Consider the following 22,706-nt stretch of genomic DNA (forward strand, 5'->3'; position numbering starts at 1 on the left):
CCTTTAATTTACCAATCCATCTAATTCCTCACTCAATTTTTCTAGCTTTCTAAAGTTCTCAACTATGTCATTTATTCTTCCATTCTGTTCTGTTACACTTGCAGTAACTTCCTCAACGGATGCAGAGTTTTCCTCTGTAACACTGGATATGGAAGTTACTTCATTTGCAATTATCTCATAGTTTTCTTTTAATGTCCTTATTTTTTCGTCCATATTCTTAGCTTGATTTAAAACATTAATATTATTATCATTGATTTGTTTAAAAACTTCATCCACTTTTTCTGCAGCAGATTTACTAGAAATAAAAGAAAGAGAAACCGAATTGAACTTTTCCTTAGTCTGTTTCGACTTATCTTGAATTCCATTCAAAATAGATGCTATTTCATCGGTGGATTTTCTTGAGTTTTCAGCAAGTTTTCTTATTTCCTCAGCTACAACTGCAAAACCTTTACCGCTTTCTCCAGCCCTAGCAGCTTCGATTGCAGCATTCAGTGCTAATAAATTAGTTTGTTCCGCTATTTCACTTATTGTATTTAATATAACTCCTATTTGTTGTGATTCTTTGTTTAAGTTATCAATAATAGTTAAAGTTTGACCTATATTTTCACTTACATTGTCAATTTCTCTTCTTAAAGATTCTAATTCTATATTTCCTTCATCAGAAACCTTGGCTGTAGACTCGGTTATATCATTCATGGAAGTTGAAGCATCCTGAACAGATTCTACCTCTTTATTTGACTTTATTGTAGAGTTATTTATATCACCAACACTTTTTGCTTGGAATTCAATACTTGCTGCAATCTCTGAAAATATATTAGTTATCTCGCCAGATATTTCTCCTATTGCATTCACACTCTCTGTTAATCCTTTACTGAAATCCTTTAAAACCTTAGCTGTATACTGAATCTTTTCAAACATATTAGCTATCTTTAACCTATCTTCTTCAGATTTTTTATTGTTATCTTCCAATTTTTTTCTCATATTCACTCCAATTTTGCTTTGAAATGCCAATACAAAAGTTATCAATACTAAAAAAAGATTCATTGAAATAAGATGTTTCTTATCAAGTCCTATAAACATAGTCTCCCTGTATGCAACGAAAAAATAATTAGTTAAAGACAAATTTATAATTCCAGACATAATTATCGGTTTAAAATCATGATACAAAGTAATTATCGCCAAAATATAATATAGCATCAGATAATTGCCGATATGAGGATTTGAGCTTATTATTAGATAACCAATTATTGTCAGCTCTATTAATATAATATATTTAATTTTTGTTTCAAAAATATGTTTATAAGTAAGTATCGTTGCCATTCCCCCGCATAGCAATCCAGATAATGCTAAAATAATAATAGTATTAATAGGAACTTTATTTAAAATATCAACTATCAATCCTAATAATAAAGAAATCCACATTAACTTTATTATTAATTTGTTTCGTGTATAAATAAGATTTTCTTTCTCCATTACAAACAACCCCCATTTATAATAAACTTTAATTTCTTAGATAAAAAACCAATTTTAAAATTGGTTTTTTATCTTGTATTTCTTCTAACTATATAAATCTAGCTATATCATTTGCAGCTGTTACGGCCTCCCAGCCTCTACCAGGTTCTCTTGCATCGCCAATACAATAAATCTCTTTTGCCGTCTTTTCTTTCAATAGCTCAAAATAAAGATTCGAATTTGCCTTCCCTCCCATTGAAAGTATTACTAAATCAGTATCTATTTTTATTTCCTCTACATTATTTGGATCTAGCTTCTTTTGGAATGGAACGTGAATATTATCTGGAGTTAATGTAATCCATGGTTCATAAGGATTTTTTCTTCCTTTGTTAGCGGTAATTATTACTTGATTTTTGTTAAATCCAATTACCTTAGAAGATACATATGCTTTTATGGGTATCTTTAAAGCATCAGCTTTTTTTCCAGATGGGGAACCTTTACCCATCATCATCCATAATAACATTGAACGATTTGCGTGGACTACACCACTCATCAAATCAGGTAACATTTCAACTACTGTAACTTCCACACCCTTTTCATAGGCTAGTGAGTAAGCCAGTTCACAACCTACTACACCTCCGCCTACTACAGTTACCTTCTTTATATCTGGTTCTAATTCCATATTCTTATTTAGAAAATCTCTAGCCTCAACATGCCTAATTTCATCTAGACCATTCATTTTTGGTATAAACGGTATTATTCCATTGGCACATACTATAACATCAAATTTATCCTTTAAATCTTTTTCTTTAACCTCAATGTTGTATTCTATTTTTAATCCTTTTTGTTGAAGTAATTCCATAGTATACCTTGTATTCTCTAGCAATCTGCTTAAATCATGTTTTATTTTCATATTAGAACCGGGGATATATTGCCCTCCTAATTTATCTGTTTTTTCAAACAAAGTAACATCATGTCCTCTTAAAAAAGCTGTCTTAGCTAACTCACATCCTCCAGGTCCCGCCCCAATTATTGCTACTTTTTTTGGTTTATCGGTTTTCATTAATCTTTTCGTATCCTCAAAACCTGTATAAGGATTTGCAGTACAGCATGGATGCCCTCCTAATATAAATGACTGAATACAGCCTTCTTGATCTCCCATACAGTGTATTATCTCTTTTACTCTGCCTCCTCTAACTTTTTGCGGCCAGTATGGATCAGCAAGAAGAGGTCTTCCTAACATCACAAAATCTGCAAAATCATTTTCTAAGACCTTTTCTGCTATTTCAGGTTTACCCAGCTTTCCTACAGCTATAACTCTTTTATCAATATTTTCTTTCTTGAAATATTCTTTGAGCCTTCCTGCTATTTCTTCTACATATGGCATGTCATCGAAATATGCAGGGGGATGTGGGAAGAACCAATTATCATAGCATCCCTTATCCACATCAAATGCATCTACTCCAGCATTGGCTAATGCCTTACAGAATTCTAGACCTTCCTCTATAGTTCTTTCCATCCCTTTAAAGTTCTTTTTAAATACCTCATCTCCATAGGATTCCTGAAGCCCTTGAGTCAAATCAATCCTATATATTATTGGAAAGTTTTCGCCACATCTTCTTTTTATTTCTCTGACTACATCAATACCAAATTGAAATTTATTTTTATATCTTCCTATTCGTCTTCTATTCCACGGAGCTGATGTAAGCTGATCCATAAGATAGCCTTCATGTCCATGAAGTTGGATTCCATCAAATCCACTGATTTTAGCATTAGCCGCGGCTTGTCCAAAGCTTTTTACTATCTTATTAATAGCTCTATCAGATAATGGAATATGTGGTAAGACAGGTACATAAAAATTCTTATTAATAGATGCTGACTTTAATATCTTTCCTTTAAGTGCTGGCTCTGGTGAACCAACCCTCCCAAGTCCAGCTGTTAGTTGTACAAAAATCTTTGCATCATAGGAATGGACACCTGATGCCAAATCTCTCCATCCAGACATTCTAGTTCTAGATGATCCGTCAATTCTAGGGAAATAAGTAGTTTCATTATCTTCCTCAGTAGTAGGGTCTATTCCTTGAGAAATAGGAACTAATCCTGTTATAAGTAAACCTGTTCCACCCTTTGCTCTTTCTACAAAATAGTCTATCATCTTTTGAGTTGGTCTGCCAATAGGATCAGCCATATTAATATTTCCCATAGGTGCCATAACGATTCTATTTTTTAGGTTCAGCTTTCCAATATTTCCAGGTTCAAAAATTTTATTATATTCCATGAAAATCCACCTTTCCTATTTTCTATTCGACTATTACGGTCCCATCATCTTTTATTTCTATTTTTTGTCCTGTTTTGACATATTCTAAAAATTCATTTCCCAACTGATCGATAGTAATGATTTTTTTACCATTCCATACTTCGGCCAGAATTATTCCTGCCGCTGCAAGGGAATCAATATGCTCAGAGAAAAGCATTGCTGATGGTCCTATTCCTAATTCTACGATAGCTTGAAGTACCATTCCACCTGTTGTTGAGCCAATTGTTTGCGGTAGGCATATTATTTTATTAGTCAAATTTTTATTATATAAATCTTTATTATTTTGATCAGAACATATTACATTTTTAGATTTCTTTAAAGCGCTTTTTTGAAAAGATGCTAATATATTCAACCCTTCCTTTGTCACCACTGCTTCTTCCTTTAAATTTCCACCTAATACAACCCTACCTTTAAATATCCTAGACATACAAATCCCTCCTATTTCAAACCTGTTATCTTAGATAATATGATTTCATCTGTATAAAATCTTGCAGTTGTATATGTTCTCAACTTATTTGAATTTGTAATGATTGGCTCCTTAGCACAAAGTGGATTGTTCATATACATTAACGGACAGATATACGTTAGTTTTACTCCCATACTATTAAGTCTTTGTAGTGCTAATTTATCTTTTTTAAATTCTTGGATTACATCAGGTGAAGCACTCAGTATAGTATCTATCAAAACCTTGCTTTTTCCACTAATTTTAACTGCTTCTTCTATTCTCTCTACCCAATCATATATTTGACTAAGGCTTAAATGTGGACATCCTATAAAGCATTTCTTTGGAGTTTGACTTGGGTTTTTCCACATTATAGGATAAGAGTCATATATTCTATTTAATTCTCCATCGTCTATAATATATGTTTTGTAATCATCCACTAATAGAGATTCTCCTAGATCTATTGCCTCTGGAGTAATATTTTCTACATGATATAGTCCAACAGCTCCATTAGAAGCACTAGCAGCACCCATATCTTTAAGATAATTAATAGTAGTATCACTAATGCCCTTACCTAAATGTTTATCTAGACCTACTATATACGGAACATCTTCCATAACTTTCATACCTATTGCACTTCCAAGGATTTGAGCATTAGGAAGTTTTGAAGTCTTAAGTTGTATCAGCCATTTTGCCTTTCTACCCTCATCTGTTAAAAGACCAAACTCCGGAACTTTACCTACTATGCCACATAATAGTTCTATTACACCAGAATTTCTATTGCTTCTTGCTCCTAATACAGAATTTGCAAATACTACTGCTGAAGATTCAGCCCAAGACAATATATCTCCTTTCTTTGGCGTATTACCAACCTCTGGCAAATAGCAAGTACATGTAAAAGCATTATCATCTTTTAATCCCACTCCTTTTAATTGCTTCTCATACATTTCTTGCTTTCCGTACATAATTCTAAATACAACTTTTTGCAGAGGATTACATTTTACATTTTCATAATCCAAAGGTCTTGGATCTACTGTAAAGCTTTCTTTTGTCCTAAGATTTTCTTTGATTAATTCATCCATAATATCAAATACTGGCGTTAACATTGGTATGCCAAAGGATGTTACTAAGTGTATGGAGCCATCAATTGGAAGTAATCTCTTCGCTCCAAAGGTTTCTCCATAAAGAACTACGGATTTAAGTGCTTTTTGTAAGGTTTCCCCTCTCCTTCCATCTAATATTTCAATTTCTTCGGGGGCCAACTTCATATTGTAGCTATCCATAAAACCACTCCCTTAATCAAATATATTGTTATAATATTAACATTGAATTTCCTTAGTATATTTCTATAGCAATTAACATGCCAAGTCTAAAATTGGGACTTTTGCCACATTCTATCATCGGAATGATTTTAGGTATATTTTTTTGTATCATATTGTACTATAATGTATTTAACTATAAAGCATTTTGATACATTCTGCTACAGAGGGAGCGACTGCCATGACTAATTTATTTCATTCTATATTAGATCATATTGAATATGCCATTTTAATAACTGATAAAGATGCTAAATATGTATTTGTGAATAAATTTGTAAGAGATAATACAAATACTTCATTATCTGATTGGACGGGAAAGAGAATAGAAGATATTTTAGCCATAGGTATTTATGATAAGTCTTATATTCTAGATGTAATGAATACAAAACAAGAGGTATCAGGTATAATCTATACCGAAAAAGGATACTCCTCTCTTTCAACCTGTACTCCAATATTCGATCATCATGGGAATATCAAATATGTTGTAACTGTATCTGTAAATCCTGATAGATTTAATAATCTTCTTGAAAAAGCAACCTTAGCAAGTGATATTAATTTAGTTTATAAACAAGAGGTTGAATATTTAAGAAATACACTGTTATCTAATAGTGAATTTATATTCGCCAGCGATCATATGAAAAAATTATTTGCTAGTATTTTAAAATTTGCCCCTACGGATTCCACAATTCTTATAACTGGTGAGACTGGTAGTGGTAAGGAAGTGATAGCTAAAACTATTCATCAAAACAGCAAAAGAAAAGAAGGTCCCTTTATCTCAATTTGCATCCCTTCTATTCCTTCAACATTACTTGAATCTGAAATTTTTGGATATGAAAAAGGTGCTTTTACAGGCTCAAATAGCATGGGTAAGCCCGGGTTAGTAGAATTGGCAAACCATGGAACTCTATTCCTCGATGAATTAGGAGATATTCCCATTGAATTGCAAGTCAAATTATTAAGATTACTTGATACATTAGAAGTAACTCGTCTTGGTTCAATAGAATCTAAGAAGTTGGATATTAGAATAATTGCAGCAACAAATAAGGATCTTTATGAAATGGTCAATAAGAAAACCTTTAGAGAAGATTTGCTTTATCGTCTGAGTATCATTCACTTGCCTATAAAACCTTTGAGGGAAAGGCCAGAAGATATAATTGCTCTATCAGATCATTTTATTGATATTATTAATAAGAAATATGGCTACCAAAAAAAGCTGACACAACAATCTTATAGAGTATTGCAATCCTATTCGTGGCCAGGAAATGTAAGAGAACTGCGAAACGTAATAGAAAGAATTTGCATAATGAGTGATAATAACGCCATCATGGAAGAAGAAATAATAAATGTTCTAGGTAATTATAATAAATTCATTCAAAATATTCCAGTAGATGATTCTCTAAAACCGAAATCAATTATTGATGATTTTCACAATTGGGAGAGAGATAGAGTATTAGATGCTTTAATAAAAAATAATGGTAATAAGACATTAACGGCTAAATCCCTTGGAATATCTAGAAGTAGACTATATAGGCTCTTGGAAAAATACTAAAATTTAGAAGAAAAAAGACCAGGTGCCACGAATATACTATATACTCATGATACTTATTTTGAACTATATATGATCTCTTAGTATAGATAATTATTTCATTCTATCTTATAAAATAGGATCTTATCACCCTACTAATAAGACAAATTCTACTTTTATTTATCTGCCTTATGATGAATATCCTTGGAATATCTTTGATATTAGAAAAGTATTGAAATCAAAATAATAAAAACTTGTGCAATATAGAAGATTTCCATATTGCACAGGTTTAGTACATTCTTTGGATACTGACTCCCCCTAAATCTAGTTCAAACTCTCTAATATCCCAAATATCATCTATAAATTCATTTATCTTGTCTTTAAATTCATTATCATTATTATCAATAATAGTCATTATTGTAGAGCCAGCACCGCTTAAGAATACTCCAAGACATCCAGCTTCTCTACATTTATTAACTATATTAAAATAATTGGGAATTAATTTTCCTCTATATTGTTCGTGAAGAGTATCATTTACTGCATATTTCAACAAATCAAATCTACCATTAGATAATGCTGATAATAACAAAGATACCCTACCCACATTATATATGGCATCTTTATATGAAACAGTAGAAGGTAAAACAGCTCTAGCTTCTTTTGTTGATAAGGTAAAGTCTGGTATCAAAGCAATAAATTTAATTCCCTTAGGAATATGTATATTATTATATATTACCCTTTTATTCTCCATAACGGATACAACAAATCCGCCAAATAAAGCAGGTGCTATATTATCGGGATGTCCTTCAATTTCCGTAGCTAACTCTAGAACTTCATCCTTAGAAAGAGGCTCTCCAGCTAGGTGATTAGCCCCTATGACTCCTCCCAAAATACAAGATGCACTACTGCCTAATCCTCTTGAAATTGGTATATCAGTACTCATATCTATCCTAATTCCTTTAGGTGAATACCTTATCTTATCAAATGTCCTTAACATAGACTTATAAACTAGATTATTTTTATTTGCAAAGGCTTTATTACATCCGCTGATTTCTAATCCTTTGTCAATTTCTTCAAATATAAAAGAATTATATATATTTAGTGCTAAACCAAGGGCATCAAAACCCGGACCAATATTTGCGCTGGTTCCAGGAACTTTCACTTTAATCATTTGCCACACCTACCTTTAGGAACTCCTCTATTATCTGTCTCATATCACCTTTATTGCAATTGTTATTGTGCAATATTACTTTATCTTTTAAAGTTTTTATAGCCTTTGGAACTGCAATCTTGGTTTTATCTTCCAACTCCTCTAGTATCCTAAATTCATCTTTATTTCCCGTTTTTATACCTATTGCTGAGGCTACTGTATTACCAAATTTATATGGACTGGCAGTGGAAGCTATAATTGTTTTTAGATTATCTTTAGTTTCTGATCTATATTTTTCATATACATTTATGGCTACCGCAGTATGAGGATCCATAAGATAGTTTTCTTTCTTAAATACTTTACAAATCCTTTCTTTAACCTCTTCCTCTGTGGAATAATTACTGTAGAAATCTTCAAAATTTAGATCATTTATCTTATAAAATCCTTCTTTAGGAAGCTTCTCCATACTACTTGCCACTATCTTGTCATCTCCCCCACTTAAATGAAATAGGAGTCGTTCTAGATTACTTGAGATTAAGATGTCCATAGATGGAGATGAAGTAAGTATCAGTTCCCTTCTCTTATCGTATACACCAGTCCTAAAGAAATCCGATAAAACATTATTCTCGTTGGATGCACATATTAATTTATTTACGGGAAGACCCATAACTTTTGCATAATAGGCTGCAAGTATATTTCCAAAATTACCCGTTGGTACAACAATATTTATCTTTTCTCCTTTATTTAGTTTTTTCTGTTTCACAAGCATTGAGTAGCTATAGAAATAATAGACTATTTGAGGAATTAACCTACCAATATTTATTGAATTTGCAGATGAGAACATATAATTATTTTTATCGATGAGTTCAATAAACTCTCTATCATTAAATATATCTTTAACTCCATTTTGAGCATCATCAAAATTTCCTCTTATGCCTACTACAAAAGTATTCTCTCCTTCTTGAGTTATCATCTGTTTTTTCTGAATCTCTGATACTCCATTCTCAGGGTAAAATACTATTATTTTTATTCCATGCACATTTGCAAACCCTTCCAAGGCAGCTTTTCCTGTATCCCCTGAAGTAGCAGTTAAAATCACTATTTCCTTTTGAATGCCTGTAATCCTTATGGATTCCTTTAGTAAATATGGAAGTATGGATAGAGCCATGTCTTTAAAGGCAAAAGTCGGTCCATGGAAAAGCTCTAAGATAAAAGAATTGTTTACCTCTACTACTGGGGCAATAATATCTGTATCAAATTTATTATCATAGGCTTTATCTATACAGGTTTTAAGTGATTCAGGCTCAAAATCTGTAAAAAACTTCTTCATTATTGTATATGCTATCTCTCTATAATCCATATTCTCCATAGCTTCTAGGTCTTCTATTCTAGGTAATATTTGGGGGACAAATAATCCTCCGTCCTTTGAAATACCTTGAATAATTGCCTCACTTGATGAAATTGAAATTTCTTTATTTCTAGTACTAATATATCTCATATCTTTCTCCCCTTTAATTAAGTATTCTTCCTAAAAAATACTTGTCTTTACGGAGTCCCAATGATTTTATTAAATCTAAGATATCCTTTAAAAAGACTTTTTTCGTAATAACTGCAAAGTTTTCTGACGTAGTCAATATTTTTTCAGCTATTTTTCGTAATTTGCTAATATCCTCTTTTTCCATTTCAGAAATTCTTAAATAATACTTGTCCTTTATCATTAAATTATTATTTTGAACTTTCCTTTTTCCTAATGGATTTATCTTTCCATATGAGTTATTTACTACATCTATAACATCCCCTAAAACTGCATCTGCGGTGGGTAATGCGCCTGCCCCTGAGCCATAAAATCGTAACTCTCCTACATTATCACCTATCAAAACTATGGAGTTATATGCCATATTTACCTTTGAAAAATATGAATCCTTATTTATAATCGTTGGTTGAACTACTGCAGTAAATCTACCATCTTCCATATTAACCTCTCCAATTAATTTTACTGTTGAATTCATATTTTTTATCTGTTCCATATCAAATGCTGTAATACTGCTTATTCCATCCAATATCATATCTTCCTCTGAGATTTTTCCCCTTAATGCAATCGTTCCTAGTATCCTAAGTTTTCTCAAAGTATCATATCCTTCAACATCTGCTGTTGGATCAACTTCTGCATACCCTAATTCCTTGGCTATTTTCAAAGTATCCTCATAGTCCATCCCTTCCTCAAACATCCTAGTTAAAATATAGTTACATGTACCATTTAAAATACCTTGCACCTTAGTTATCTCGTTAATTGCAGTTTGTTCTCTAAGGGGTTTTAGTATTGGAATACCTCCACCTACACTAGCTTCATAAAGAAATGCTAATTTTTTTTCACTTGCCAAGCTAGATAATTCCTCAAAGTATTTCGATACAACAGCCTTATTAGCTGTAACCACATGTTTACCAGCATTCAATGCTTTCTTTATATATTTATAGCTATTTTCCAAGTCACTGGTAACCTCAATTATTATGCTAATGTCTTCATCTTCTAAAATATCTTCAAAATCAGTAACAATCATTTCTCTTTCTATATCTATACTTCTTTTTTTACTATTATTCTTTACTAATATCTTTTTAATCCTCAATTCTGAGCCTAAAATTGCTTTAAGCTCATCTTTTCTTTTATCTAGTATCTCTACTATACCTAAGCCTACTGTACCTAGACCAAGTAAACCAATATTTATCATTTAATCACTCTCCATAGAACTATCATTTTCGAAAACTTCATATATAGCAGTCATGGCTTTATCGAAATCATCGTTTTCAATTCCTATAATTATATTTAATTCAGATGAACCTTGAGTAATCATTCTGACGTTAACTCCACTATTTCCTAAAGCACTAAATACTTTTGCAGACACCCCTTTAGCCTTTATCATTCCTCTTCCTACTACAGCAATAAGTGCCATATTGGGATAACATGAAATTGAGTCCGGATTACAATATATTCGTATCTCTTCTATTACTTTATTCATTTTTGAGTTAAGCTCTGAATTTGAAACTACTACTGAGATCGAATCTATACCAGTAGGTACATGTTCAATGGAAATATCATTAGTCTCAAATACAGAAATTAACTTTCTCAAAATGCCTGTTTCTGAATTCAGCAAAGTTTTTTCTATAGATATAACAGTAAAATCCTTTTTCCCAGAAATACCAGTTATATTTCCAGAGCTAATAGGAGTATGATCATTTACAATCATAGTTCCAGGGTCCTCTGGGGAATTTGTATTCTTAATATTTATAGGTATTCCTGCCTTTTTCACTGGGAAAATAGCCTCTTCATGAAGTACTGGAGCTCCCATATAAGAAAGTTCTCTAAGCTCCTTATATGTGATAATTTTAATAGGTTTTGGATTTTTAACAATACGGGGATCTGCCATAAGAAATCCAGATACATCTGTCCAATTTTCATAGAGCTCACCATCTATTCCACTGGTAATAATAGAACCTGTTATATCAGACCCACCTCTAGAAAAGGTTATTATCTCACCATTCTCTTTAGCCCCATAAAATCCAGGAATGACACCATAAGAAACTTCTGATAATCGTGACTTAACTTTTTCCTCTGTAGTTTCTGAATCAAAGTTTCCTTTATTATCAAATAAAATCAATTCTGCAGCATCTATAAACTCAAAACCTAAGTAATTGGAAAGTATAATAGCATTTAAATATTCCCCTCTACTTGCAGAATAATCTCTAGAGGCGCCATTTTTAATCTTGTCCTTTATTTCATTTAATGTTTTATCAATCTGCAAACTTAAATTTAACTCATCACATATATCTTTATATCTTTTTTCAATAATTGTATATACTTCATCAAAGTTTAGACCATGTGATGCAAGTTGATAGCACATATATAATAAATCCGTTATTTTATGATCTTTACTATTTCGTTTTCCAGGGGCAGAGGGTATTACATACCTTCTCCTAATATCTGATTTAACGATATCTCTCACTTTGATAAATTGCGTACTATCAGCTAGGGAGCTTCCTCCAAATTTTGCTACGATTATATCTTTCAATTTTAACTCCTCCTATATCTAAAAAAATATGCAAAAAAACCCGCCCTAAATAGGACGAGTTTTATCTTCTCGTTTCCACCCAAAAACAAATTAAGTAAATAGCTTTAACGCAGCAAACGCATATCCCTACTATTGTTCAGGACTGGGCTCATAGGTGGTTTTCAATCTAGTGTATCAAAGAAGTCTTTCAGCCGGTGAACTTCTATCTCTAATGACCTTAAAAGATTTACTCGTCCTATTCAAAGCTTTTAATTGAAATTTTAATATTTCTACTATTGTACAATATTATCCCGTTAAAGTAAAGTGTTTTTTTAAATACATTTTCTGTAAAATATAAAGACCATAGCTCAAAGGTAGCATTTACCTGGAACTGTGATCTTTATTTTGTATATTATATATCTAACTATTTTACCCTATCTAAAATAACATTTAGATCTTCAACTGGCTTAGCATTTGTCCATAAAATACTATCATGGCAACAAGCTATTTTACAACTTCAATTCCGATGAGTTCTCCTTCTCCCTCAGAGTTAAGCTTCGTATAGTCACGTATAGCTTTTATATCAATTTCTCCCTTTCCATCAAGATTGTTCATCTGACGAAAAGATCCCTTAAACTTTCCCCTGTCCAAATCTTCGCCGTTTGACGATAAAATATCGATAAACTCTCGGACGAGCTTGCCGTTATAGTAAAAGCAATCCTGGTCTTTATCATAAGTTACACCAAAGGGCTCGTAAACAGCGTACACTTTTGCCAGTTCATCTGGCATCATCATATTTTCCGTTGAGATATAATGGACCACAGGTGAATCTCCATCCTGTAATAGTAATTCCTGCGCTACATCAGAATTATTATTCTCAGTAGACTCATCAATCGATGCTGTATAGGTCTGAGACGGATTTTTCAATTCATCGACGTTTCTTGCATCAAACTCGGCTTTGCTATAGGGTTCTACTCCAATAAGTTTACCACTGGGATTAGTGGAACCGTCAGGATTGCGAGTTAATTGTGATAAATCCCTTAAAGCGTGAACGTCTATAATACCATTTTCATTGAAATAATCTCTCCCTGCACTGGTACCTTCACCAAGTGGATAGTAGTCCTCAAAATATCTGACTAATTCTCCCTTGTAGAATAGCTGATCTCTGTCTTTGTTGTAGCTAAGTCCATATTGTTCATACATTGCAAACGCCTTCGCTTTACTTTCTGGTGTTTCCACGTATGTTATTTCTTCTTCTACCGCAGTGATATGCTTGCTCTCTTGCTCTTTATCAGTAGCAGAAGCGGCATTCGTAGCGAATATGACTGTGGTACTAATGATTAAAGCAAGAGCAAGTAATATTCCTGTAAAAGAAGTCTTATTTATTTTCATAATTGACACAATCCTTTCTTCAATAGAATTCTTACAAAAATTGTTGCACAGAGGGGTTAACCTACTTTTCTTTTCTTCTAAGCTAATCAGCGTCATGGCGTAATTGGATCTCATATCTTCTCCGAATATCCTCACTACAGTTTCATCACAGGAAAGTTCAATATCTTTGTTTACTAGCATATACATTACCCATACAAATGGATTAAACCAATGTACGCACAAAGCAAATACTAAAATCAACTTTTTCAGTATATCAAATTTTCGGATATGCACGAATTCATGGGTAAGTATATATCCAAGTCGAGTTTCATCCATCAAATCTGTTTTTTTAGGTAACAATATTACAGGATTGAATATTCCATAAGTTAGCGGGGCTACTATTCTATCTGACTGTCGGATTTGTACTCTTCTGCATATGTGATGCCTCTGCTGCCAATCTTTCACAAATTCGTTGTCAATCGGCAATGAAGTTTTATATTCTATACGGCAACGAATATGGGTTACAAGAAAAAACAAAGCAAGACCCAGTAAACCGACTATCCACACTATTATTACAGGAGATATATTTTTGATTGTCTCATTTGATAACATGGTGCTTATACTATTATCTGTCATTCCAATATTAGGCATGGTAGTTACCATGGAAGGTATATTTATGGTTGAAACCTTATTTTTTAATATGTCTGCAATCGTATAAATACTAAAACGTGATGATAGAGAAAAAGGAATTAACAGGCGATACAATGCCACTCCCCAAAGAACAAGGAATGTTTTTTTAGGTAGCTTGTGAAGTGTCAGTGCACGAATAATAATAATCACTAGAATAAGACTAATAGACGAAAGACTCATTTTTAGTATATCCATAGCCATATCCTCATTCTAGATCTCCGACAAGTTGTTTTAGCTTTTTAATTTCTTCTTGCGATAGATTTTTCTTACTTAAAATAGAAGCCACAAGCTGGTCAGCAGCACCATTATACATCTTATTAATCAGTTCCGTAGTTTCTAATTCCCTCGCCTGTTCAATAGTTACAAGAGGGTGACAGATAAAATTTGGCTCAATTCGCTCTATGGCCCCCTTATCGATGCACCTTTTAATTAGCGTATAAGTGGTGGTTTTACTCCATCCAACTTGTTCTTTTAAGGTTTCAGCAATCTGTTTAGCTGTGGTATCACCCTCTTTCCATAGAACCTCCATAACCTTTAGTTCTGAATCATAAAGTTTAATTTCCATTACTACACTCCTTTTTGCAGTTTATTCTACTGCAGTAGAATATTGACAACTCCATTCTACTATAGTAGAATGGAGTTGTCAATATAATATTTTGAATTCTATATAAGTATCTATTAGTCTTTGCCTTCCTGAGTATAGCTTGTTTTTCTTATATAAAAAGATGATTCCATAACTAGAATCATCCTAAAGCACAAAAACTTTTTATACCACTAATTTTATCAAATTATTAGATGGATCTTTCGTAAATATATTATTATCTTCTTCTATTATCTCATAGCCTAGATTACTTAGATTATTTACTATATTTTCCCTTACATCTATATCAGGGAATATTATAGTATAATATTTCATACCTGCAGCATTGTCTGGCAAAGCTAGAGCATTCTTTCCGTTCCAAATATTTAGTCCTATATGGTGATGGTATCCTCCTGACGAAATAAATAATGCTGAATTAGCCATTTTCATTACTAAATCAAATCCTAACCCATCACAATAAAATTTTTTTGCTTCATCTAAATCTCCTACATGTAAATGGATATGTCCTATTATGGTCTCCTGTGGAATTTCACTCCATTTTTCTTCACCAGCATCAAATATAATACTATTATAATCTAAAGGATCTGTTACCATCTCTATTTGATTTCCTTTACGTTTCCATTCCTCACTGTCGATATCTCTATAGACCTCTATTCCATTCTCATCTGGATCTTCTAAATATATAGCCTCGCTAACGCCATGATGTGCTCCCCCGATTATAGGATAACTCTTTTCTCTTAGATGTTTTAAAAATAACCCTAGATAGAATCTATTTGGTAAAAGAAGTGCAAAATGATAAATTCCCGTTCTTCTTGGTAGTTTTGGTATTACATCATCAGGTTCTATAATTGTAATCATAGGATTAACTCCATCTGCCGTTAATGTCACTTCTTTTTCTTCTCTATCTAATACTCTAAATCCCATTATTTCTGTATAAAATTCTATAGACCTTTTTATATCTACTGCTTTTAATACTATCTGATTAACAAATATATCTGGTTTTTCATGAAACTTTGACATAAAATCACCCTCATACTTTTAGTAAATATAATATACCCAATAATAGGTGTTTAAATTATGTCAAACATAATAAATCCTACAGTATTTATAGCAAAATTAGCCATCATGTGAACTAACCATGAACTATATATATTTGAGTTAGATTCATTAAGATAATTGAAAATAATTCCTCCTGCAAATAAACCAACCATAGCTAATAAAAAGATCAATGGGCTAAACCAACTTCCCATAATCCCTATATGATATACTGTAAATGCAAAAGCACTTATAATATAGGCACTTTTTATTGCAATTAGTTTTTTAAGATTTAAAAATATAAATCCCCTAAAGAAAAATTCCTCTAAAAGAGAATTGATAAAAGAAATATATAATGCTACTAAAATAAAATTATTCTTATTTACTTTAAGATTTTCTGCTAGTATATTTTTGATACTATCTAAATCTATATATTTTTTTAATATTAAATAAGCACCAAGTATTATTAAATATACTAATAATCCAAGAATTGTTGAGATTATTAATTTCTTCTTAGACTTAACCTTAAATATATCTTTAAGGTTAATATTACTATCACAAAAAATATATATTAAAGGGATAAATAGAAACATTATTATCTTTATAGCTGACTTATACATATAGCCAGGATTTATAATAGCATCAACAATGGACATTATGGCTATAGATATAGCAGTGATTATAAGTATACCAATTATCGTTTTTCTTTTGTTCATTTTTGCACTTCCTCATGTTAGCTAGTACTAAAGCTTATTTTATATCTATAACTATATCTCGAATCAGTTTTATTTTCAATTAGGAATTTTAAATTATTTATTCTACTAAAATTTCATTTTTTATCCAAATTATACCTTTGCTGGGCATACATAAAATTGACTCTTGGATAAAATTCCAAGAGTCAATTGGTTCTAGCTTAGTTTAAATTAAGGGGTAACCGCTAGACCTATATCTATATATAAATCATCTAGTCTATAATAACTATTTCAAAAAATCTATTGATTTATTATAGTTGTTTACTAGCTGATTGAAAGTATCAATTAATTTTGATATATCTATTTTAATGTTATCTTTATCTTCCTCTATTTCCAATACATCTTTATCCATTTGTCTTGAAATTTGAAATTCTTGAACGTGTTCAGTCTTCCTTTGTAGTTTCCCAAAATATCCCCCTTTGAAACAATTTTCCTTAATAAGATCTTTTAAGTAAATCCATAAATCCATATTTCTATTTTATTTAACATTTTCTCACCTCCTATTTTAATGCTTAGATTTTGGATAGGTTTTTAATTACCAAGGACCTTATAAATAATTATATTGGAATATTATTTCATATTTTTTTCTAAGTTTTTAACATTTGTTTCTAAATTGTTACAAATTGTTACAAGAATATATGATTATTGGGCTTTTTCTTTAATATTTAATGATTTAAAATAAGCCTATAACCTAATGTATATATGATATTTACTAATGTTAATCATTTCCATTTTAAACTTTATTTATTGAGTGAATAGGATTTTCATACCAAAATATAGAATATAAGTATACTAGTATGTAGTGAATTTCAATGATATAATTAATATAAATTTATATACAATTCCACTTTCTAAATATTATATTTATTAAACTTAAGTAAAGTAATAGGGGGGATAATATTGCAATACTTAGGAAAGGTTTTAGTTGTAGATGATGATCAGAATATATTAGAATTAATAAAGATATATGGTGAAAAAGAAGGTTTTGAAGTTGTAGGAGTAAACAATGGCGATCTTGCATTATCTGTGTTCAATAGAGAAAATCCTGACGTGATAATACTTGATATTATGCTTCCAGGTAAAGATGGATTAACACTATGTCGAGATCTAAGACAGATCCGCATGGTTCCCATTATAATGCTTACTGCTAAAGGAGAAGAAGCTGATCGAGTCTTGGGGTTAGAAATGGGTGCCGATGATTATGTATCAAAACCCTTCAGTCCTAGGGAATTAATGGCTAGAATAAAAGCGGTTTTGCGTAGAACGAACACATATGAAACATTAGAGCATTTAAATATAAAGTACCCGGGATTGGAAATTATGTCTAGTACTAGAACAGTACTAGTAAATGGTAAAGATATAGCCGTCACACCAAAGGAATTTGATTTGTTATATTATCTTGCACAGAACCCCCTTCGTGTCTTCTCACGAGAAAACCTATTATCTGTAGTTTGGGGATATGATTACTTTGGCGATCAACGTACAGTAGATGTACACATACGAAGATTAAGGGAGAAGTTAGCCTCTTTAGACCATGAGTACTTAACAACTATTTGGGGCGTAGGTTATCAATTTACATCCCCATTAAAAGTAAAGGAAGTAGCCTATGAATAATTATATACAACTTATAGAAAAGCAAGCTAAGAAATCCTTACAAAAATTTAAAAAATTGGGATTGCTTTTAAGGCATTTTTTTAAAAAACAGTTCAATCGAAATATTTATACCAGAATATTGTTTATAAATATAATATGCTTTGTTCTTTGTCTAACTGCTTTAATAGCATTTTTTGATTTTTCGGTTAAACAGGTAACTTATAATCAAATTCAACAGGAATTATTACGAAAAGCTAAAAGAGCAAATTTTGCATTGTTACAAAAAGAAAGTTGGGATCAGCTTACACTGTCAGAATATGATAGTAGTAATATTGCTCAAAAGCAGCAAGAAAAAATCAAATTTTTATCTGATATCTTCGATGCAAAAATTACAATTTTTGATAAAAGCGCTAATATTGTAGCTACCTCCGCAAACCAAGAAATAGTACCTGGCTCTCAGGTAGATAAAAGCTTTGCCAAGGCAATATCTAGCGGCGAGACCATAACTGCAAAGGTTATTAATAAGGAAACAAAGGAGTTGACTTTTATCGCTGCCGTCCCTATGGGTGACAGTAATGATATTATTATTAATGGCATCCTCCTAGAAGCAACTCCTTCTAAACTTGACCATAATATAGCTAAAATGCGTCTATATCTAATATTAGTAGGAATATTTGTCCTTATTATGATTATTTTTGTTTCTATCTACCAAGCCGAGCACATTTCGAAACCAATTTCTGAATTAAGTACGGCCATGGCCGAATTAAATAGTGGAAACTATGTTACACAACAATACCATCCTGCCCTTGATGAGGTTAAAATATTAATAGATCAATTTAATAAGTTAGCAGAAAAAGTGCAAAAAATACAGGAGGAAAACAGAAGCGTAGAAGAGGAAAGGACAAGGCTCTTTTCTGAGATTTCCCATGAGCTTCGCACACCACTTACAGCTGTTCAAGGATTTGTAGAGGCTATACAAGATGGTATAGTTCAGGACAAGGATTTATTAAACAAATATTTAGAAATCATCTACACTCAGACTGTTCACATTAATAGACTAGTAGATGATATGCTGCAATTGAGCCGCTTAGAAAGCGGCAGCATAAAACTAGAAAAAACTCCTTTAAATTTAATAACTCTAGTACATAGAGTCATTGAATCCATGGAAGCATTAGCTCGAAGTATGAATATAAATATTATTTTTGAAAAAAATATAGACCAAGCAACGATAATGGGTGATATCGATCGAATTGAGCAGATAATCAGGAATCTGCTACAAAATGCTATTAATGCTTCAGAAAATGGAGAAATTATAGTTAAGATAGAAAGTTCCCCGAACTCTGTTATTCTAATGGTTAGAGATAATGGGACTGGGATATCTAGTGATGACTTACCTCATATTTGGGATAGATTCTATCAAAGCAAATCTCATAGAAATGTAGGTAAGGCAAAGGGTGGCAGCGGCCTAGGTTTAGTTATAGTAAAGCAACTTGTACTACTACATAATGGGAAAATTGATGTGGAAAGCCATCTTGGCATAGGTACTACTTTCTATGTACATTTTCCTGCTTTATAGTATCTTCTGCACCATAAAACTATCTTATTAGCTTCCAGTATATTATATTTGAAAACTCATTAAATATTATCAAAATATGAAAAGCATCTATCAACACGTTAAAGGTAGCTTTTCTTGGTCACTGCATAAACGACTTACACGAAATCAAAGATTTCCACAATCTGCTTAAAACTCATTAAGATCAAATTCTTGATATGGAATGTTAAAGCAGAACTTTTCTATTCGTTATAAAAATTCCTTGGATACGTAATCTCTATCCAAGGAATCTCTATAATTATTAAACTTAACTATTTTAATTATTCAAAGATTTTTGATTAGTTGTAGGATTCTATTTTTCGTACTGGAAATTGTATTTCAGTAATATATTCATTAGGGTCAGAAGTAATCCACTCCCCCTTTAAATATAATTCCCTCTGTGGTCCAACTATTTCATACTTATTCTCCTCAATCCATTTTGATATGGCATTATAGCCCATATGAAGAGTCTGATATGAACCTTGGTGAACGACACATACCATTTCTTTTATTCCCTCAAGTTCTTTAACCTTAATTCTTTCTGTATCAGGCAGGTCTTCATCTATTGGCTCAACTACCTCTGCATCAACTGATTCCTCCTTATAACCTGTATTATGATATATAACCATACATGGTGGAACTATCCTGACACCGTATTTTTCTATATGTTCTACTAATTCTTCCCATAAATGTCCCTGTTCACTATAGGATGGAATAGTATCTCTCAATGTGGCAACTTTCAAAGGTTCAACTTCCTTTAACACAATGTCATATTTCATAATATACGCCTCCTGTTTACATATTTTAATAAAAGCTTCAATACGATCTAATCTTGCTTGTTCACTTCTCACTCTGTCTGAGATTTCCGAATGCTTTAACTCCAAGAGAATTTGTATTTGTTTCGAATCCATATTGCTGTTTAGAATCAAAGCAATCTCATCTAAGGAAAATCCTATATCCTTTAAGGAAACTATTCGATTGAGTCTAGGCATCTGGCTTGCTGAATAGTATCTATATCCTGTGAAGGAATCAATTTTCTCTGGCTGTAACAAACCAAGGCTATCATAATATCTTAGTGCTTTAACAGTCACTCTATTTAGTCTAGCAAAATCTCCAATTTTAAACATTTCAATCACCTATACATGTATATTTTGAGGTCCTCATATAAATAATAAACCCTCCTGTACTAGGAGAGTCAATATAAATTTAATAAATGTTTAGATATTTTTAATTAAAATTATTAGGGATTATTTCTCTTAAATAATATTCAAAAAGTAAATCGAGGCATTATCTCGATATATTATTTTTTGATCTTTATGAATATTCGTCCTATGCATCTTTCAAATATTTTACAATTAATTTCTCTAGCTTTTGACTTAATTCTAATATATCCTCATTGCTCATTACTTTATCTTTTTCTATAACTTGCTTATTTAACTCATCTCTCATTACTTCAATCTGTTCTTTTAGCTCTTTTAAAGTATCCATTTTTTCTCGATTCTCACTTTTCTTCATTTTTTTCTCTTTATATAAATTTTTATCTGCTGTTCTTATAATATCTTCCATATTGTAAAAATCATTATTTGAGGCCACTCCTGCACTAATTTGAATATCTATGTTTTCTTTTACTGTTTGCTTATAAATTTGTCTTCTAATCCTTTTTATAACCTTATCTACAGCATTTTTATCCTGGCTTAAAAGTAAAACTATGAACTCATCCCCACCATATCGTATACCTATGTCTTCTTTTCTTATGCTCTTTTGAATGGCTTGCCCAACTACTTTAATAGCCTTATCTCCTTCTAGATGTCCATAACTATCATTAATCTTTTTTAGATTATCTATATCTATTAATATTAAAGAAAGATCTTTGAAACTAAGGTGACAGTGAATTTCACTATTAATCTGTTCCCAATAACTCCTACTATATAAACCTGTAACATCATCTATTAGTGTTTTACTACAATTACAGCATTTAGATGATTTCGGATTAATTATAATTATGTAATAAAGTTCATCACAAATATAAAACTTATCAATACCTATAAAATTATCTCCTGTAGCATACTGAACATGTAAATCAATAGGTAAATTCTCTAAAATTTTTAACTTTTTTAGGTAATTATAAGTTCTTTTATTGTCAATACTACTATAATAAATCCTATGTTCCTGATTCATTATAATTTGAATTATCCCATTAATTTCAAGGTCTTCTTTGTACATTACTGTAGCCTCCAAATTTATAATATGTTCTTCATTAGAACGTATTGTTGTATAACTTCATATAAAATACAATTGTTCCAATAAAGAACAGAAGGTGATGATTATGAAATTAGTATTAGATTCCAAGGAACGCAATATCGCAGGTTTCAGAGTAAAAACTGCAAGATTAAAAAACAACATGACACAAAAAGAACTATCAGTAAAACTCGAAACATTAGCTGTTTATATTGACAGAGCAAGCATCTCTAAATTAGAGCAGCAAAAAAGAATTATTACTGATATCGAATTAACAGCCTTATCTCAAGTATTAAATGTCAGTGTAAATTGGCTTTTAGGATTAGAAAAATAGCGCTTGTTCTAATAAAGAACATTATATCATTTACCCTTATTCTTGTAAATATAACGACCTCTTTTGTTATTCATATTCTTTAACGCTACAACATCTGTAGTACTAGCTCATTTTTTATTCTAATTTTATTACATGAAAGTTTTTCCTTAAAATAAAATTTCCAAGTGGATAACAGATAAAATGGAAAGAAAGGAATGAATTTAAACTATTTAAATTGTATTTCTTTATCTTTAATATATGCATAGATATATCT

General features: G+C 31.5%; 19 protein-coding genes. 4 read left to right on the top strand and 15 right to left on the bottom strand.

Features of this window, described 5'->3' with window-relative positions; genetic code table 11:
* Window positions 1–3 precede the first annotated feature (3 nt).
* From RDK80_RS10925 to RDK80_RS10940, 4 genes are all read right to left on the bottom strand, one after another.
* Window positions 4–1,473 (bottom strand): methyl-accepting chemotaxis protein, encoded by a 1,470-nt coding sequence (locus tag RDK80_RS10925; RefSeq protein ID WP_094898875.1) that lies wholly within the window; start codon window positions 1,471–1,473, stop codon window positions 4–6.
* An 88-nt stretch (window positions 1,474–1,561) separates the two neighbouring features.
* Window positions 1,562–3,730, bottom strand: a complete 2,169-nt coding sequence (locus tag RDK80_RS10930; RefSeq protein WP_216559576.1) for an FAD-dependent oxidoreductase — start codon at window positions 3,728–3,730, stop codon at window positions 1,562–1,564.
* A 22-nt stretch (window positions 3,731–3,752) separates the two neighbouring features.
* Window positions 3,753–4,196: an aconitase X swivel domain-containing protein gene (locus tag RDK80_RS10935; RefSeq protein ID WP_094898873.1), complete on the bottom strand. Its 444-nt coding sequence runs from the start codon at window positions 4,194–4,196 to the stop codon at window positions 3,753–3,755.
* A gap of 11 nt (window positions 4,197–4,207) precedes the next feature.
* Window positions 4,208–5,494, bottom strand: a complete 1,287-nt coding sequence (locus tag RDK80_RS10940) for an aconitase X (protein WP_216559578.1) — start codon at window positions 5,492–5,494, stop codon at window positions 4,208–4,210.
* A 217-nt stretch (window positions 5,495–5,711) separates the two neighbouring features.
* On the opposite strand from RDK80_RS10940, the gene RDK80_RS10945 reads away from it, so the two are divergent.
* A complete protein-coding gene (locus RDK80_RS10945) occupies window positions 5,712–7,079 on the top strand; it encodes a sigma 54-interacting transcriptional regulator (protein WP_308524315.1) in 1,368 nt (455 codons plus the stop codon).
* A gap of 265 nt (window positions 7,080–7,344) precedes the next feature.
* Here RDK80_RS10945 and thrB read toward each other — a convergent pair whose 3' ends face one another.
* The 9 genes from thrB to RDK80_RS10990 form a co-directional block, all read right to left on the bottom strand.
* Complete coding sequence (thrB, locus tag RDK80_RS10950) at window positions 7,345–8,226, bottom strand: homoserine kinase (RefSeq protein WP_216559580.1); 882 nt, start codon at window positions 8,224–8,226, stop codon at window positions 7,345–7,347.
* On the bottom strand, window positions 8,219–9,703 hold the full coding sequence (thrC, locus tag RDK80_RS10955) for a threonine synthase (RefSeq protein ID WP_216559582.1): 1,485 nt from the start codon (window positions 9,701–9,703) through the stop codon (window positions 8,219–8,221). Before thrC ends, thrB begins: the two co-directional genes overlap by 8 nt.
* Window positions 9,704–9,716: 13 nt before the next feature.
* On the bottom strand, window positions 9,717–10,931 hold the full coding sequence (locus RDK80_RS10960; RefSeq protein WP_308524316.1) for a homoserine dehydrogenase: 1,215 nt from the start codon (window positions 10,929–10,931) through the stop codon (window positions 9,717–9,719).
* Window positions 10,932–12,260 (bottom strand): aspartate kinase, encoded by a 1,329-nt coding sequence (locus RDK80_RS10965; protein WP_216559664.1) that lies wholly within the window; start codon window positions 12,258–12,260, stop codon window positions 10,932–10,934. It lies immediately after the preceding gene.
* 492 nt (window positions 12,261–12,752) lie between these two features.
* Window positions 12,753–14,504 (bottom strand): M56 family metallopeptidase, encoded by a 1,752-nt coding sequence (locus RDK80_RS10970; protein ID WP_308524317.1) that lies wholly within the window; start codon window positions 14,502–14,504, stop codon window positions 12,753–12,755.
* Between the two features lie 10 nt (window positions 14,505–14,514).
* Window positions 14,515–14,874: a BlaI/MecI/CopY family transcriptional regulator gene (locus RDK80_RS10975; protein ID WP_216559588.1), complete on the bottom strand. Its 360-nt coding sequence runs from the start codon at window positions 14,872–14,874 to the stop codon at window positions 14,515–14,517.
* A gap of 201 nt (window positions 14,875–15,075) precedes the next feature.
* Complete coding sequence (locus RDK80_RS10980; RefSeq protein WP_216559590.1) at window positions 15,076–15,930, bottom strand: VOC family protein; 855 nt, start codon at window positions 15,928–15,930, stop codon at window positions 15,076–15,078.
* A gap of 50 nt (window positions 15,931–15,980) precedes the next feature.
* On the bottom strand, window positions 15,981–16,661 hold the full coding sequence (locus RDK80_RS10985; RefSeq protein WP_216559592.1) for a CPBP family intramembrane glutamic endopeptidase: 681 nt from the start codon (window positions 16,659–16,661) through the stop codon (window positions 15,981–15,983).
* A 262-nt stretch (window positions 16,662–16,923) separates the two neighbouring features.
* Window positions 16,924–17,166: a hypothetical protein gene (locus tag RDK80_RS10990; protein WP_094898863.1), complete on the bottom strand. Its 243-nt coding sequence runs from the start codon at window positions 17,164–17,166 to the stop codon at window positions 16,924–16,926.
* Window positions 17,167–17,597: 431 nt separating this feature from the next.
* Here RDK80_RS10990 and RDK80_RS10995 point away from each other — a divergent pair, with 431 nt between their 5' ends.
* The gene (locus RDK80_RS10995) at window positions 17,598–18,311 is read left to right on the top strand and encodes a response regulator transcription factor (RefSeq protein ID WP_094898862.1); all 714 of its coding nucleotides are present in this window, start codon (window positions 17,598–17,600) and stop codon (window positions 18,309–18,311) included.
* Window positions 18,304–19,866: a cell wall metabolism sensor histidine kinase WalK gene (locus RDK80_RS11000; protein ID WP_216559594.1), complete on the top strand. Its 1,563-nt coding sequence runs from the start codon at window positions 18,304–18,306 to the stop codon at window positions 19,864–19,866. The genes RDK80_RS10995 and RDK80_RS11000 overlap by 8 nt, the downstream gene beginning before the upstream one ends.
* Before the next feature lie 314 nt (window positions 19,867–20,180).
* Here RDK80_RS11000 and RDK80_RS11005 read toward each other — a convergent pair whose 3' ends face one another.
* Window positions 20,181–21,008 (bottom strand): MerR family transcriptional regulator, encoded by an 828-nt coding sequence (locus RDK80_RS11005; protein WP_094898861.1) that lies wholly within the window; start codon window positions 21,006–21,008, stop codon window positions 20,181–20,183.
* A 202-nt stretch (window positions 21,009–21,210) separates the two neighbouring features.
* Window positions 21,211–22,104 carry a diguanylate cyclase gene (locus tag RDK80_RS11010; RefSeq protein ID WP_094898860.1) on the bottom strand — a complete coding sequence of 298 codons (894 nt, stop codon included), beginning with the start codon at window positions 22,102–22,104 and terminating at the stop codon, window positions 21,211–21,213.
* A 103-nt stretch (window positions 22,105–22,207) separates the two neighbouring features.
* On the opposite strand from RDK80_RS11010, the gene RDK80_RS11015 reads away from it, so the two are divergent.
* Window positions 22,208–22,453 carry a helix-turn-helix domain-containing protein gene (locus RDK80_RS11015; RefSeq protein WP_094898859.1) on the top strand — a complete coding sequence of 82 codons (246 nt, stop codon included), beginning with the start codon at window positions 22,208–22,210 and terminating at the stop codon, window positions 22,451–22,453.
* The last annotated feature ends 253 nt before the right edge of the window (window positions 22,454–22,706 follow it).

Origin of the sequence: uncultured Tissierella sp., from assembly GCF_902479755.1 — a bacterium.
GTDB lineage: Bacteria > Bacillota > Clostridia > Tissierellales > Tissierellaceae > Tissierella > Tissierella carlieri.

Excerpts from the sequence above, each read along its gene's own strand:
- RDK80_RS10925 (WP_094898875.1), bottom strand. The coding sequence starts at position 1,473 with ATGGAGAAAGAAAATCTTATTTATACACGAAACAAATTAATAATAAAG.
- RDK80_RS10930 (WP_216559576.1), bottom strand. The coding sequence starts at position 3,730 with ATGGAATATAATAAAATTTTTGAACCTGGAAATATTGGAAAGCTGAAC.
- RDK80_RS10935 (WP_094898873.1), bottom strand. The coding sequence starts at position 4,196 with ATGTCTAGGATATTTAAAGGTAGGGTTGTATTAGGTGGAAATTTAAAG.
- RDK80_RS10940 (WP_216559578.1), bottom strand. The coding sequence starts at position 5,494 with ATGGATAGCTACAATATGAAGTTGGCCCCCGAAGAAATTGAAATATTA.
- RDK80_RS10945 (WP_308524315.1), top strand. The coding sequence starts at position 5,712 with ATGACTAATTTATTTCATTCTATATTAGATCATATTGAATATGCCATT.
- thrB (WP_216559580.1), bottom strand. The coding sequence starts at position 8,226 with ATGATTAAAGTGAAAGTTCCTGGAACCAGCGCAAATATTGGTCCGGGT.
- thrC (WP_216559582.1), bottom strand. The coding sequence starts at position 9,703 with ATGAGATATATTAGTACTAGAAATAAAGAAATTTCAATTTCATCAAGT.
- RDK80_RS10960 (WP_308524316.1), bottom strand. The coding sequence starts at position 10,931 with ATGATAAATATTGGTTTACTTGGTCTAGGTACAGTAGGCTTAGGTATA.
- RDK80_RS10970 (WP_308524317.1), bottom strand. The coding sequence starts at position 14,504 with ATGGATATACTAAAAATGAGTCTTTCGTCTATTAGTCTTATTCTAGTG.
- RDK80_RS10975 (WP_216559588.1), bottom strand. The coding sequence starts at position 14,874 with ATGGAAATTAAACTTTATGATTCAGAACTAAAGGTTATGGAGGTTCTA.
- RDK80_RS10980 (WP_216559590.1), bottom strand. The coding sequence starts at position 15,930 with ATGTCAAAGTTTCATGAAAAACCAGATATATTTGTTAATCAGATAGTA.
- RDK80_RS10985 (WP_216559592.1), bottom strand. The coding sequence starts at position 16,661 with ATGAACAAAAGAAAAACGATAATTGGTATACTTATAATCACTGCTATA.
- RDK80_RS10990 (WP_094898863.1), bottom strand. The coding sequence starts at position 17,166 with ATGGATTTATGGATTTACTTAAAAGATCTTATTAAGGAAAATTGTTTC.
- RDK80_RS11000 (WP_216559594.1), top strand. The coding sequence starts at position 18,304 with ATGAATAATTATATACAACTTATAGAAAAGCAAGCTAAGAAATCCTTA.
- RDK80_RS11005 (WP_094898861.1), bottom strand. The coding sequence starts at position 21,008 with ATGTTTAAAATTGGAGATTTTGCTAGACTAAATAGAGTGACTGTTAAA.
- RDK80_RS11010 (WP_094898860.1), bottom strand. The coding sequence starts at position 22,104 with ATGTACAAAGAAGACCTTGAAATTAATGGGATAATTCAAATTATAATG.
- RDK80_RS11015 (WP_094898859.1), top strand. The coding sequence starts at position 22,208 with ATGAAATTAGTATTAGATTCCAAGGAACGCAATATCGCAGGTTTCAGA.